Source organism: Paenibacillus planticolens, assembly GCF_013141725.1.
Lineage (GTDB): Bacteria > Bacillota > Bacilli > Paenibacillales > NBRC-103111 > Paenibacillus_E > Paenibacillus_E planticolens.
This window is the reverse complement of the sequence record NZ_WHNZ01000079.1, coordinates 1-14,021: the sequence shown is the minus strand read 5'-3', so window position 1 is coordinate 14,021 and position 14,021 is coordinate 1. Positions and strand designations below refer to the sequence as shown.

At 51.8% G+C, this 14,021-nt stretch carries 8 protein-coding genes; 4 read left to right on the top strand and 4 right to left on the bottom strand.

Features of this window, described 5'->3' with window-relative positions:
- Window positions 1-212: 212 nt before the first annotated feature.
- Together GC097_RS30505 and GC097_RS30500 are read right to left on the bottom strand one after the other, a co-directional pair.
- Window positions 213-1,244 carry an anthranilate phosphoribosyltransferase gene (locus GC097_RS30505; RefSeq protein WP_171687031.1) on the bottom strand — a complete coding sequence of 344 codons (1,032 nt, stop codon included), beginning with the start codon at window positions 1,242-1,244 and terminating at the stop codon, window positions 213-215.
- Complete coding sequence (locus GC097_RS30500) at window positions 1,241-1,888, bottom strand: ANTAR domain-containing response regulator (protein WP_246294561.1); 648 nt, start codon at window positions 1,886-1,888, stop codon at window positions 1,241-1,243. The genes GC097_RS30505 and GC097_RS30500 overlap by 4 nt, the downstream gene beginning before the upstream one ends.
- A 461-nt stretch (window positions 1,889-2,349) precedes the next feature.
- Between GC097_RS30500 and GC097_RS30495 the strand changes: the two genes are divergently transcribed.
- Genes GC097_RS30495 through nirD form a run of 3 tightly spaced genes read left to right on the top strand, consistent with a single transcriptional unit; the run spans window position 2,350 to window position 6,363 of the window.
- On the top strand, window positions 2,350-3,576 hold the full coding sequence (locus GC097_RS30495) for a nitrate/nitrite transporter (protein WP_171687030.1): 1,227 nt from the start codon (window positions 2,350-2,352) through the stop codon (window positions 3,574-3,576).
- A 16-nt stretch (window positions 3,577-3,592) separates the two neighbouring features.
- Window positions 3,593-6,013: a nitrite reductase large subunit NirB gene (gene nirB / locus GC097_RS30490; RefSeq protein ID WP_171687029.1), complete on the top strand. Its 2,421-nt coding sequence runs from the start codon at window positions 3,593-3,595 to the stop codon at window positions 6,011-6,013.
- A gap of 23 nt (window positions 6,014-6,036) precedes the next feature.
- A complete protein-coding gene (gene nirD / locus GC097_RS30485; RefSeq protein ID WP_171687028.1) occupies window positions 6,037-6,363 on the top strand; it encodes a nitrite reductase small subunit NirD in 327 nt (108 codons plus the stop codon).
- A gap of 18 nt (window positions 6,364-6,381) precedes the next feature.
- On the opposite strand, the gene GC097_RS30480 is transcribed toward nirD, so the two are convergent.
- Window positions 6,382-10,746: a DEAD/DEAH box helicase gene (locus GC097_RS30480; RefSeq protein WP_312875749.1), complete on the bottom strand. Its 4,365-nt coding sequence runs from the start codon at window positions 10,744-10,746 to the stop codon at window positions 6,382-6,384.
- Between the two features lie 196 nt (window positions 10,747-10,942).
- On the opposite strand from GC097_RS30480, the gene GC097_RS30475 reads away from it, so the two are divergent.
- On the top strand, window positions 10,943-13,180 hold the full coding sequence (locus tag GC097_RS30475) for an S-layer homology domain-containing protein (protein WP_171687107.1): 2,238 nt from the start codon (window positions 10,943-10,945) through the stop codon (window positions 13,178-13,180).
- Window positions 13,181-13,711: 531 nt separating this feature from the next.
- On the opposite strand, the gene GC097_RS30470 is transcribed toward GC097_RS30475, so the two are convergent.
- On the bottom strand, window positions 13,712-13,897 hold the full coding sequence (locus tag GC097_RS30470; RefSeq protein WP_171687027.1) for a hypothetical protein: 186 nt from the start codon (window positions 13,895-13,897) through the stop codon (window positions 13,712-13,714).
- Window positions 13,898-14,021 lie beyond the last annotated feature (124 nt).

Genomic DNA, 14,021 nt, shown 5'->3' with positions numbered 1-14,021 from the left:
TAATTCGACTGCAGAAGCTTGTCAGACCCGTTTAGCAGGAAAACCTCCCTCTATTTGCGCCGAGTTCATGAGAATTCTCTGAATCCGGTCAAATTAACGGGAGGTTTTCCTTTTATTTTCCTGTTAGGTCATCTTTCGAGCGATTTAGCGGGAGATTTTCCAGCTATTTTCCTTCGCCTAATTCTTATTGCTCGGATTGGAGTGCGAGATGTTTAAGTAGCGGATACTGGCTTAATCGCCTCGGTCCACTCGGTATATTTCTGAAGGGCGGTCCCTTGCTCAATGGCGTGACGGGCCATGTAGATACCTTCTTCAATGGACCCCGCTTTCCCGGAAACCCAGAGCCGCACGGCGCTGTTGAGCAGCACCATGTTCAAGTAAGGGAGTTCAGCTTCTCCGCGCAGGACGGCCAAGGCCGTTTCACCTTGCAGCTTGGCGGTCCATTCAACTTCAGGCACTTCGACCATCAATTCATAAATTTCAGGATCTACAATGAACAATTCGCTGGAGCCTTCTTGAATGACGTAAGTCCGCGTGCGTTTGTCGACGGAGAGGTCTTCCGATCCTTCCATCCCCTGCACGACGATACCGCGAGAGATGCCCAGTTCGATAAGCAAATTCGTAATTTTCTCGAATACCGTGCCATGAAACACGCCGATAGCCATGAAAGGGGCTTCCGTGAAACGAAGCAGCTTCTCGGCGGTGTTAAATACGGTCCGCAGGCCCAGCTCCATGCGGAGTTCGCGCAGCTCTCCGAGCGGAGCGCACCAGCTTTCCGTCGGCGTGAACAGGAAGCCTGTTCGTGCCGCAGCGGAAATCAGCGCTTCGCGCGCTGTCGTAAGCACGGGCACGCCAAGAGCATCCAGCACATCCGTCAATGTGATGCCCCATTTGGGAGGCATGCTCGGACTGCCGTGCAGCGCAGCAGGAAGACCGCAAGCCGCAAGCACGAATGCGGTCGGCAAGGTCGCGATGAACGTACGTGAGCGTCCGTCGTAAGGTCCGGCGCAGTCCATATTGCCGGGAATCGGATAAGAAACAGTGCGTTTACGCAGCGCATCGATAAAGGCTTTAATCTCATCCGGCGATTCCATTTTGATCCGTTCGGCTACTAGAAATGCCCCCATTTGAGCCTGTGTAGCGCCGCCTGTCAGCATGAGCTCGGCTGCTTGGGAAGCCTCTTCATACGAGAGATCTCTTGCTCCGCGTTTGCCGCGGCCAACTTCTTTTAGTAAAGATATCATCGTTTCCGGCCTCCTTGATTCTGATCTTGTAGTATTTGGTACACCTTGACGATGGAGGTAGCGACATCTGCCATGCGTTTTCGCTCATTCATGGCTTGTTTTCGCAAAAAATCGTAGGCTTCCGCTTCGGAAATACCTTTAATCTCGCATAAGATCCGCTTGGCTTGATCGACCCATTTGCGTTCCTCCAGCTTGGAGAGGAGCTGTTCGCGTTCCTGCTGCCACTCCGTGCGCCTGAAATAGTGATTCACGCCCAGAAGCAGTGCGCAGTGAATTTCAAGCGGACTCATCGTTGAACCGATTAAACCATCTATACCTGCATCCATTTTGCATTCGTTAGAAGGAAAAGTGTGCACATCGCACCACCAAAAGAGGGGGAGGCTGCGCTGAGCCAGCACACAAGTGCGCCATGCCTCCACTTGGCCCGGGTTTACACTTAATAATACAGCATCGACCTTAGGAATGATAAAGGAAATTTCTTTTACTGTAGATGCCGCATAGATGCGAAAGCCCAAATCTTTCAACACTTCGTCAGGGAAGGGTCCATGGGTACGATTTGAATAGCTCATCTCGATGGCAGATGACGAGGAGGTAGCTGAGCGAGTTTGCTTTAACTCATCGATCAGTAAAAATGATTGCAACATGGGTATACCTCCATCGTTAAGCTTTTATCTCATGGCAACTTTATGTTAGGTTTAATGGGTGGATGAATGATTATACGGCACAACTATAGCATATGCACTTGAATTTTGTCGATATAGTAGGAGAAACTGCCGGTTGAAAATATTTTGTGTCATGTTTATTGACGCGGATCTAAAGCCGTACTATAATCAAACTAGAAATCGGCACAATGATGTGCCACAAACTCAGGCAATGGCGCCTATCCTCTTACAAATACGTAACCGGATAGGCTTTTTACGTTTACTTAGTCTTATTTAACATGCTGTTCACGAAGATGTGGCAGCAGTGGCGAAGAGGCCGATAACATCCCAACGTAGGAAGGGGTATGTTTGTCGGCCTTTTTCCATGGTAGTATAAACGCTAATGCAAGTAAGGGTAGGAACAAAAAGAAGGCGACGAGCCTCACAAAGGGAGAGGAAAGATCATGGTTGATCGGAAAAGTTTTTTGCAAGTCGGACACAAAGGGTCCTTGTTCAGTGCATTCTTGTATTTTGACATGAGCTTCATGGTTTGGGTGCTGTTAGGACCGCTGGCGGTCATTCTGGCTAATGATTTTCATCTAAATGCCGCCGAAAAAGCAAATCTTGTTGCCCTGCCTACATTAGGCGGAGCGGTGCTTCGGCTGGTGCTTGGCGTTCTGACCGATAAGATCGGTCCGAAGCTCACCGGACAAATCGGATTGACGCTAACCTTGGTTCCTTTATTCTGGGGATGGCAGTTCGCCGACACCATGGGTGACATGTACTTCGTGGCGTTGATGCTCGGTATTGCCGGAGCAAGCTTTGCCGCCGCACTGCCGCTTGCAAGCTCTTGGTACCCGCCGCAATATCAAGGCTTGGCGATGGGAATCGCCGGAGCGGGGAACAGCGGAACCATCTTCGCAACGCTCTTTGCTAACCGGCTTGCCCAGCATTATGGCGATTGGCACGTCGTATTCGGTATTGCGATGATTCCGATCGCAGCGACTTTGGTTATTTTCAGTCTATTGGCGAAAGACAGCCCAAATAAACCGGCGCCCAAAACAATGGCTGAATACGGCAAAGTTTTGAAACAAAAGGACTCCTGGCTGTTCTGTATTTTATATAGCGTAACGTTCGGCGGTTTCGTCGGGATGTCGACCTATTTAACAATCTTCTTCAATACGCAGTACGGCCTCTCGCCGGTTCGCGCAGCTGATTTTACAACCCTATGCGTGATTGGCGGAAGCTTCTTCCGACCGGTAGGCGGTTGGCTGGCCGATAAAGTCGGCGGTATTCGGATGCTGATGGGGTTATATGGGGTTGTCGCCTTGATGATGGCGGGGATTTCTACGCTTCCGGCACTCCCTGTGACAACGGTCTTGTTATTTGTTGCCATGATGGCTTTTGGCATGGGCAATGGTTCGGTGTTCCAACTGGTGCCGCAGCGGTTCAAAGCGGAAATCGGCGTTGTAACCGGAATTGTTGGCGCAGCAGGCGGACTGGGCGGTTATTTCTTGCCTAAAATTTTGGGGAATGTGAAGTTAGCGACAGGTTCTTTCGCGCCGGGCTTCCTCATTTTGAGCGCCATTGCGGCATGCTGCATCATTATAATCGCGGTTGTCCAGAGGGAGTGGAAGCGCAGTTGGATTGGCGAGGGCGGCAAAGTGAAAATGACTCCGACGGTTATTTAGAAAGGAAGATGATACTATGACTCCAAAAGAAAAGCTGGTTTTAGTCGGAAATGGGATGGCGGGTGTTAACGCGGTTGAACATTTGCTTAAACTTGCTCCTGATAAATATGAAGTAACGATTTTTGGTACAGAGCCTCATCCGAATTATAACCGGATTTTGCTATCCTACGTACTTTCGGGAGATTCCAAAGTCGAGGATATCGTCATCCATCCTTATGAATGGTACGCAAACAATAAGATTACACTCCATACAAACCAAACGGTAACGGAAATCGATACAACGGCTCAAACCGTAACGAGCGATAAAGGGGTAACGGTTTCCTACGATAAATTGATTTTGGCAACAGGGTCCAATCCTTTTATGATTCCACTACCTGGCGCGGACAAAGAGGGGGTTATGGCCTATCGGACCATCCGTGATTGTGAAATCATGATTGAATCCGCAAAAAAATACAAAAAAGCAATCGTCATCGGCGGCGGCTTGCTCGGATTGGAAGCAGCGAGAGGCTTCTTGAACTTAGGAATGAAAGTGGATGTTGTTCATATCGGCGACGCGATCATGGAGCGTCAATTGGATTACACAGCGTCCAAAATGCTGCAAGCAGCTCTGGAAGAGCAAGGGATTAACTTCTTACTGGAGAAGCAATCCGCAGAAATCATCGGTCATAAACGAGTTACTGGTTTGAAATTCAAAGACGGCACAGTGGCTGAAGCCGATCTGATCGTCATGGCGGTAGGCATTCGCCCGAATGTAGCGCTGGCCAAAAGTTCCGGCCTAGAGTGTAATCCCGGCATTATTGTAAATGATTATTTGCAAACGAGTGTTCCCAATGTGTATGCGGTTGGGGAATGTGCGATGCACCGTGGCATTGCATACGGTCTTGTAGCGCCGCTCTATGAACAGGGCGCTGTGTTAGCGAAGCATTTGGCAGGCGTGGAAACGGGTCCTTATGAAGGCTCCGTTCTCTATACGAAGCTGAAAGTATCCGGTGTTGACGTATTCTCAGGCGGGAAATTCGGGGACGAAGAAGGAACGAAAGCGATACGCATTCACGATGAGTTCACCGGTGTGTACAAGAAAGTCGTGATTAAGGAAAACAAAATCGTCGGCGCGGTGCTCTTTGGAGATACGGCGGACGGCACGAGGCTTATGCAAATGATTCGCGAAGAAACGGATGTCAGCGGCATGGCTAAGACTTCGATTTTGACGGATGCAGAGGGTGGAGGCGGTGCGGCTTCCGGTGTCGCCGATATGAAGGACGATGCGATTATTTGCGGATGCAACGGCGTAACCAAAGGAACGATCTGTTCCGCGATTAAAGAGCAAGGTTTAACCTCCGTAGATGAGGTGAAAAACTGCACGACGGCTTCCCGTTCTTGCGGCGGCTGCAAACCGCTTGTCAGCGATCTGTTAGCTTTCACGCTTGGGTCCTCTTACGATAAAAACGCTGTAAAAGAGTCGATTTGCTCTTGCACGGACTATACGAGGGATGAAGTTGTTGAGGCTATTCGGGAAAAAGGCTTGTCGCATGTACGCGAAGTCATGAGTGTGCTCAGTTGGAAAAATGAAGAGGGCTGTTCCAAATGCCGTCCTGCGCTCAACTACTATTTAGGAATGGTAAGTCCTGAAACCTATATAGACGACAGCACTTCGCGCTTCGTTAACGAGCGGATGCATGCGAATATTCAAAAGGACGGCACCTACTCGGTAGTTCCGCGAATCTATGGCGGCGTAACGAATCCGACCGAATTGAAGCGGATTGCCGAAGTAGCGGAGCAATTCAAGGTCCCGACCGTGAAGTTTACCGGGGGACAACGTCTTGACTTGCTCGGCGTGAAAAAGGAAGACCTTACGGCGATGTGGGAAGCGCTCGATATGCCCTCGGGCTATGCGTACGGTAAGGCGCTGCGTACTGTCAAAACATGCGTCGGCGAAACATTTTGCCGGTTCGGTACGGGCGATTCCATGGCGGTGGGCATCGAGCTGGAGAAGCGTTTTGAGCGTTTGAACACACCGGCCAAGGTGAAGCTGGCTGTATCGGGATGTCCGCGGAACTGTGCGGAATCCGGTATTAAGGATTTAGGCGTTGTATCCGTAGATGGCGGTTGGGAGCTGTATGCCGGAGGAAACGGCGGTGTGAAGGTACGCGTTGGCGACCTCTTAACAACGGTGAAAACAGAGCAAGAAATTATCGAATATGCCGAAGCCTATCTGCAGTATTACCGCGAAACCGGTAAATACGGCGAGCGCACAAGCGAATGGGTGCACCGTTTGGGCATCGAGCATATCCGTGATGTCGTTCAGAATGAGGAAGAGCGCAAACCATTATGCGACAGAATGAACCAAGCGCTTTCCGTGACGAAGGACCCTTGGAAACAAGCGATCGAAAGCCGGGAAATTCAGCGCGACCTGTACGAAGTCGTTGAGCTTATCTAATAAATCGCTGAGGAGGAGAGACCATGAAAACACAAGATAGGCAAACGATTTGGGTGGAGGCCGTATCCTATGAAGATTTAGCTGTAAATACAGGCAAAACGATTCGTTATCAAGGGGAAGAGGTAGCCCTCTTCAAGATGAAAAGTGGCAAGCTGACCGCGATTCAAAACCGCTGTCCGCACAAAGAAGGCGTGCTTGCCGAGGGCATTGTCTGTGATGAGCATGTGTTTTGTCCGATGCATGACCGCAAAATTCATCTTCCATCGGGTCTCGTGCAAGCTCCGGATACAGGCTGTGTTCAAACGTATTCGACGAAAGTTCATGAGGGGACCGTATTTATCGGATTTTAAGTCTACAGAAGACCGTATTCAGCTTAGTTGGCTAGGCCAAAGAACTAAGCTTGTACGGTCTTTTTCTGCGCCCAGAAGCTTCAGAAATTCCTGCTCGGGCGCATCGGAGATCCGGACGCCGTTCCACGTGTCGATGACGATTTTACGCAGCTGATGCTGTTTAAGCAATTGCCGGAACAGGAGGCGCAGCTCATGGACGGTCTCCGCCTGATCATGGCTGCGGCTGCTCAGCTGATAAATGCGCTTCCCGTTGTTTTCAATCCAATACAACCAATCGCTCCCTTTGAGAGCTAAATAGTTGCCGCTTTTGCGAGAGAAAGAAACGCCGGTCTTGTCAGGCCATGGGACCAGCAGTCCAAAAGGATTAGCCGGATCGACAGCACTGACCAGCGTGAATGCAGGCTGCCGGTCCGAATCAATCGCCGCTGGCTGATGCAATTGCCGGATGAAGTCTTTTGTTGCGAATTGGAGCGCATGCAAATCGGCGATAAACAGTCCTCGGACGACAAGTCCCCATTCTTCCAGTTGGCGCAGAGCGGTATGAACGGCTTCCCATGGGAACGGACATAGCGCAGCGACCAGATCTTTGGTGATTAGACCGAATTGCTCTAAGAGATGATGCGTCCACTGCATAGCGGAAGATTGCCTGTCAAAGGCGGGATTATGCAGCGTGTTCAGGGCGTACCAGCGGCCAAGACCGGACTGGAATTTATCTCCTTTCTTCGCAGGGGAAGCGCCCGCAGCATGAAGCCGCAGAGGAGCGAATTGATCGTTAGCGGCATGACCCTCCCACACGAGGCCCAGTAATTGCTCCAGCAATGTGGATGGGGCCCTTCCGGTTTCAAGACCAAGCTTGCTGAGAAAGACAGCTCCTTTATCCTGCATGAGGCTGAGAAGCCCCGGATCGGAAGCGGGTTTATGGCGCATGGCGGCAAGGCAAGGCTCAATAAGCGCAGTGCTTTCCGTCAGAAAAAAGGCGATACGGCCTTCTTTTTCGTCGGGCTCCTTGCGGCCGATCCACATGATTTCACCTGATGAGCACAAGGTGTCGAGATCCTGCTTCCGGTAGGACAGCTGTCTGGTCGGGAACAAAACCGACTCCCACAGCGAAACGGGCAGGAAGAAGCCTTGCAAATCGGAGATGATTTCCTGCAGTCGTTCCATGCCGGGAACGTCCGTTCTATTTATTAGCTTCCGCATGAGCGGCATATGCGTCAAGAAAGTCATCGGTAGAATCGCCGAGCTGTCTCGTCTAAGCACCTGAAGAGATTGGCGTATTAACCGCGAAGCTACCTTGCTGCTCGTCCAAAGCGATTCCAATTCGGGATCGGCAAAAGGTGCAGGCTCAATGACCCGTGCGCTTACCGCTTCCGCAACCCAGCTCGCAACAGGCGCAGCCTCCATCCCGTAGCGAGCCGCAAGTTCCTCCTCGGTGAAGCTCAGCTTCCCGTCGGCATATCTTTGGAAGACGAACGTTCTGGCGAGAGGATCCAGGAAGAGCGAAGAATAAAATTCCACTTCATCACGGCTTATATAACGAGTCTCCCCGGTGAACGGAGCCGCTGCCGCCTTGCCTTGCTCAAGCAGTTCATGCATCCAGGCGCGGGCTGACGATTCGGAGGCCGAACCCGCCTTGGCGAGCTCGGGGACGGAAGCGTCGCCGCGTTCTTTTAAATAACGCAGCACATGCTCGGCAGATGTCCACGCTTCTTCCGTTTTGGCGAGACGCGTCTCTTCGGCTTCGATGACCTGAGGGCTTATCGCGTTCCGGACGGTCTCCGCTCCGAAAATATCAGCTGCCATCTGCCTGCTAAAGCCGAGCAATTCTACTTGCAGATCCTGGGATAAGCTATCTGATTCATATATTTTCTGGGCCACGTAATCGGATTGAAATTGAGCCGCCAAAGGAGAAGGAAAATGGTTGCGATGAACGGCAAAGTGAATGTCTCCTGCCTGAATGGCTTCCAGAATGACTTGTAGATGGCCCATATCGACATGTTCTTCCAGGCATTCGCGCATAGCCTCTTGAAAGAGCGGGAAACGCTCCTTGAAAGGCAGAGCTTCTTTCATAAGCTCTTGCCCGCGGAGCCGCTTGAGCCAGGCAGGCATTCTCGTAAAGCTGCGGGAAAGCAGCAGGGAAGTTTCCGCCAGCCGCTGGAAGGCGGCGCCAAACATACCGGACTCCGCGACGGCTCCAATAATCAGATGCTCTGCTTCTATATAAGAAAGAGACATGATATCAGACACAATCGATTCTTGATAGCTAGGAAAAATCAGTTCGATCCCATTATCCTTGGCATTCGTATAGAGGGCTGTATACCCTTTGTGGATAAGTTGCTTCTCCAGAGCCATTAACCAAGTTCGGTTTACTTTACGGCCGAATAGGCTGTGCAGCACATAATGGGTTTGGTTCTGTTCATCGGCAAAGGCTTCAATCACAACCGTCCGATCGGTCGGTACCGTATTAACCGCAATCTGATTGCGGATGAGTCCGATGAGAGATTGGCTGGCTTCTGCATCAAAGAAGTACTGCTCCATGAGCCATTCTTGAACGTCCAGATCTCCTTGCGTGCGTGACTCTCCAAGCAGGCGATCCCGCATCTCACGCCAAAGCGCTCCCGTTTGCACGCCGAGCTGATAAGACTTTCCGCCGGATTCTCCGCGCCAGAAAGGGATTTCGCTGTACCGGTTGTCGGCTTCCTGCACGTAGATGCGCTCCGGACGCTTGCGGACGATTCGCCAAGAAGCCGTACCCAGCTGGAATACGTCGCCGACCGACGATTCGTGAATGAATTCCTCATCCAGCTCGCCCAGATGAAGGCCGGTTTCGTTGTGATGCACGGGGTAGGCCGTGCTCTGGGGAATGGTGCCCGCGCCCGTCAGCGCGGCCATTTGTGTGGCCGCCAATCGTTCCAAGCGGCCGGTTTCGCGGTCCCATGCGATGAGCGGACGCGCAAAGGGATACAAGCCCGCGAGCACCTCCAGCATCGCGAGCCAGCGTTCCTGCGGCACCTCGCGGAAGGATTCGCTCTGCGCGAGCAGGCGCGCCAGAAGCGCAACATGCAGCTCATCGCCCATGGCGGTCATGGCGACAAGCTGCTGCGCCAGCACATCGAGGCTGCCCCGCGGAATGCGGATGTCCTCGATGTCGCGCGCCGCGATCCGCCGGCCGAGCACCGCGAGCTCCGGCAGCAGGCTGCGGCTGCGCGCGAGCAGCACACCGCGGGAGACGCTGCCGACGGCGTGGCCGGCGCGGCCGATCCGCTGGATGCCTGCGGCAGCGGTGAAAGGCGAGTCGATCTGGATGACCAGCTCGACATGGCCGACGTCGATGCCGAGCTCCAGCGACGACGTAGCCACCAGGCAGCGCAGCTCGCCGGCTTTGAGCTGGCGCTCGACCTCGAGCCGGGTCTCGCGGGCGACGCTGCCGTGATGGCTGCGCGCGATCTCATGGCCGACATGGTCATTGAGCCGCAGAGTTAACCGTTCGCACAGCCTGCGGCTGTTGGCGAAGATGAGCACGGTGCGGCAGCCGTCCATCAGCTGCAGCAAGCGTTCTACAAGAGGCGTCCAGATTGCCTCTTTATCCGCCCCGGCTCGCGCCGGCTCCGGCATCGTCACCTGCAGTGCGTAATGCTTCTCGGCCTTGCTTTCGATAATTGCGACAGGACGTGGCTCGTCCGCCTCCCATCCGCCGAGAAAACGAGCGACCCGCTGGATCGGCTTCTGTGTGGCGGAGACGCCGATCCGTTGAACGGATCGCCCGCACCACATGTCCAGCCTTTCCAGCGTCAGTGACAAATGCATGCCGCGCTTATCGGCCGCCAGATCGTGGATTTCGTCGATGACGATCTGTTCTACGCTCTTTAGCATCTCCCTTGCGCGCGGGGAAGTAAGCAGAAGGTAGAGCGACTCCGGTGTCGTCACCAGCAGATCCGGCGGGTGTTTCAACATGGAGGCTCGCGTGCTCTGTGTGGTATCGCCGGTACGAACGCCGACACGGAGTCCGTGCCAGGCGGCATCCTTTTCAAGCGTGGACGCAAGCTCTTCGATTTCGTTTATATAATGAAACAAATGATCGTGAATATCGTTGTTTAACGCTTTAAGCGGGGTCACCACCAGCACACGAACACCGGGGGCGTAAGGATTGCCGAGCGCCTGCTTCTTTTTCATAATACCGTCCATGCAAGGCAGTAAAGCTGCCAAGGTTTTGCCTGAACCCGTAGGGGAAGAGATGAGGGTATGCGTGCCGGAGCGTATTTCCTTCCAAGCCTGCTTTTGCACGTCAGTGGGTTCGCCGAAGCGCGAAATAAACCATTCCCTCAGTATTGGATGAAACGGTGACAGCGATGCATCCGGTGTAGGCGTCATCCGATCATTCACTCCCTTACTCGCAATTTCTTCCAACATAGCATAATGCAGGCGTTTTCGCCAACGGAGTGACGGCTCGGGACAGAAGGTATTCACTTGGAAAATTTTTGGGTGGAAAATGAAAGATCACCCTCCTAAAAATAACCATATCCACGAATTGTTCTGGTAGATGCATTTATCTTAGAATAAGGAGTGTGAGTGAAGCTTGATGCTCAAAAAAGTAATCGCGACTGGCCTAGCTTTTGTAACGATCATGGGAAGCAGCACTGCCGCTTTAGCCAAAGACAATGACAACCGCAAAGATGACGGGAAATACGAAATCCATCTCACCTTTAACGATTTGAAGAGCGCGGAGTGGGCGATACGCTACATTGCGAGTTTAGCCTCGCAGCGTGTTTTTGAGGGATATGAGGATGGGACTTTTAAACCGCAGAACACCGTTTCGCGTATTGAAGCGATTACGGCGGCCGTTCGTCTCATGGGACTTCGCAGCCAAGCAGAATCATCATCCAAAATGAGCACTCATCTCAATTTTAAAGATGCCAATAAAGTTCCTTCCTGGGCTGTCGGCTATGTAGCTGTTGCGGTAGAAAACGATTTATTTGCCGAAAATGACGACAACGTTCAGCCTCAAAAAGAAGGCGACCGGCTGTGGGCGACAACGCTTTTGGTTAAAGCACTGAAGCTGGATGCTCAGGCCAAAGCGAAAATGAATACGACGCTGCCCTTCAAGGATGCGAAGCAAATCCCGGCAGGTTCCGTCGGTTATGTGGCCGTTGCCATTGAAAAAGGCTTAGTGGACGGCTTCGAAGACAATACGTTCAGACCGAATCAGCCGGTGACAAGGGCTCAGCTTGCTGCATTGCTTGATCGTACAGGAGGTCAATTGCCCGATCAAGGAAACAACACACTAACGGGAACCGTAAACAGTGTTGCCAACGGTAATGCACTTGTGATGACAAGTTCAGGGAGGACATCTACCTATTCCTTGCATCCGGATGTTTACATTTACCGGAACGGGACCAAAGTGAGCCCTTCCGCCCTGCAAGCTGGGGACGAAGTGAGCGTAAGAACTTTTAACAATCAAATTATTTATATTGAAGTGATCAAATCCGTGCAAACCACCATTAACAGCGGTACAGTAAGCGCGGCGGTTGCGAACAATACATTGACGCTTACGAAGTCGGGCGTTACATCTTCTTTGCTGCTTCATCCGGATGTCGTCGTATACCGAAACGGTGTCCGAGTGAATCCCGGTGAGCTGAAAATCGGCGATGAAATTAACATTCGCACCTCAGATAACAAAGTTATCTTTATTGAAGTGACCAAGCCGGTTGTTCCGATATCCAGCAGCGGTACAGTCTCGGCCGTCGTGAACAGCAATGTGCTAAAGCTTACGAAATCAGGTGTTGTAACCGACTATACTCTGCACCCGGATGCGGTTATTTATCGCAATGGGGTGAAGGTTGCCGCTACCGCCCTGCAAGTTGGCGATGAGGTGAATGTTCGTACGTCGGAGAATAAAGTTATTCTTGTTGAAGTCACACAAACAGCGCAAGCCATCACGAATAGCGGAACCATTACTGCCGCCGTGAGCAACAACATACTTAAACTCAAGAAGAGCGGCGTGAATTTTGAAATAGCGCTTCATCCGGATGTCGTCGTTTACCGCAATGGGGTGAAGGTTGCTGCTTCCGCCCTGCAGGTTGGGGATGAAGTGAATGTTCGGACGTCGGAGAACAAAGTTATTTTTATTGAAGTCACACAAACAGCGCAAGCCATCACGAATAGCGGAACCATTACTGCCGCTGTGAGCAACAACGTGCTGAAACTCCAGAAGAACGGCGTGAATTTTGAAATAACGCTTCATCCGGATGTCGTCGTTTACCGCAATGGCGTGAAGGTTGCTCTATCTGCGCTTCAGGTTGGCGATGCCGTCAACGTCCGCACCTCGGAGAACAAAGTCATCTACATCGAAGTGACCAAAATGGTGCAGCCGATTACAAATAACGGCACCGTGAGCGCAGCGGTCAGCAACAACGAATTGAAGCTTACGAAGTCAGGAGTTACCACAACGTTTACGCTTCATCCGGATGTGATCGTCTATCGCAACGGCGTGAAGGTCGGGGCGGTTGATCTCAAAATCGGCGACGAGGTCGATATTCGCACCTCCGACAGCAAAGTCATTTATATTGAAGTGACCAAAATGGTGGATGAGAATTTGCCGTTTGAACTTCAGGGGAAATTAAAAGGAACGACCCTGAATGCCCAGGGCGGACTTGCTACGATTTCTATCGTGCAAACGATCAATGGCAAGGAGGAAACGACCATTTATCAAGTTGCTTCCGGCGTGACCATCTCCGGCAACTTGGCGTTGTTCAAGGAAGGGCGGCTTGTACAGCTGAATGGTACGAATAAGGTTGTGACAACGATCACGATAAAGTGATTGAGGTGAGTATGCTAAGAAGCCTTGCGGGGCTTCTTTTTTTATGGTTTTGGCGGTCTGGAGGGGGCTGCAGCTTTGAGAGAGCCGAAAAGGCCCTCTCGGGAGAAAGGTGGGCGAGGATTGGCGGTGAGACGTCCCAAAAGGCCGTCTCGAGTGCTATTTTTCCTCGGAAATGGGGAAATTGCTGCGCGAGCGGTCGAAAAAGGCTTTCTCAGGAGTCGTTAAGGCTTTAGACTATTGTGAGACGTCCGAAATGGACGTCTCACTGACCGATGCTACGTTATCCTGAGCGAACCCGTTGAGCCAGTCCGGGCGACCTGGCCTCGACTTCTGGCCCGGACGCGGACCCGGACCCCCCCGAGCCGGAGCTCGGACCCCGAACCCCGAACCGCCCACTAACGCTGTATTTCCACGCTAGCTTATGCTAAAGCCGCAAATTGTCCGCGATAACGCTGTTACACATGCTTAACTCCAGCGCTTATCCCCGCCCTGATCCCACGCTGAATTACCGCTATAAAACAAAAAAGCCCATCAATAATGGGCTAAAATCACAGCGATATCATTATCATTAAATTGAAAAGCGCCTTCTTCTGATTTAGCAAAGTGATGGCCTCGTGACTCGATATATTGGCAGAGTCGAAACAGAATGCCCGGTTCCACATTCAGGAGCTTTGAAAGAGAAAACACATTTTTTTGATCAGTGATTACTTCCATCATGGATTGTAATAGCCTCCTAAAGATGTAATGTACTTGTTAGTTACTATCATAGTACATGCACGAGATCACTTACTGTCGAAATGTTGGGTTAACAAAACGTTCACTTTTAGCGTGCCGGGTACCA

Excerpts from the sequence above, each read along its gene's own strand:
- nirD (WP_171687028.1), top strand. The coding sequence starts at position 6,037 with ATGAAAACACAAGATAGGCAAACGATTTGGGTGGAGGCCGTATCCTAT.
- GC097_RS30495 (WP_171687030.1), top strand. The coding sequence starts at position 2,350 with ATGGTTGATCGGAAAAGTTTTTTGCAAGTCGGACACAAAGGGTCCTTG.
- GC097_RS30475 (WP_171687107.1), top strand. The coding sequence starts at position 10,943 with ATGCTCAAAAAAGTAATCGCGACTGGCCTAGCTTTTGTAACGATCATG.
- nirB (WP_171687029.1), top strand. The coding sequence starts at position 3,593 with ATGACTCCAAAAGAAAAGCTGGTTTTAGTCGGAAATGGGATGGCGGGT.
- GC097_RS30470 (WP_171687027.1), bottom strand. The coding sequence starts at position 13,897 with ATGATGGAAGTAATCACTGATCAAAAAAATGTGTTTTCTCTTTCAAAG.
- GC097_RS30500 (WP_246294561.1), bottom strand. The coding sequence starts at position 1,888 with ATGTTGCAATCATTTTTACTGATCGATGAGTTAAAGCAAACTCGCTCA.
- GC097_RS30505 (WP_171687031.1), bottom strand. The coding sequence starts at position 1,244 with ATGATATCTTTACTAAAAGAAGTTGGCCGCGGCAAACGCGGAGCAAGA.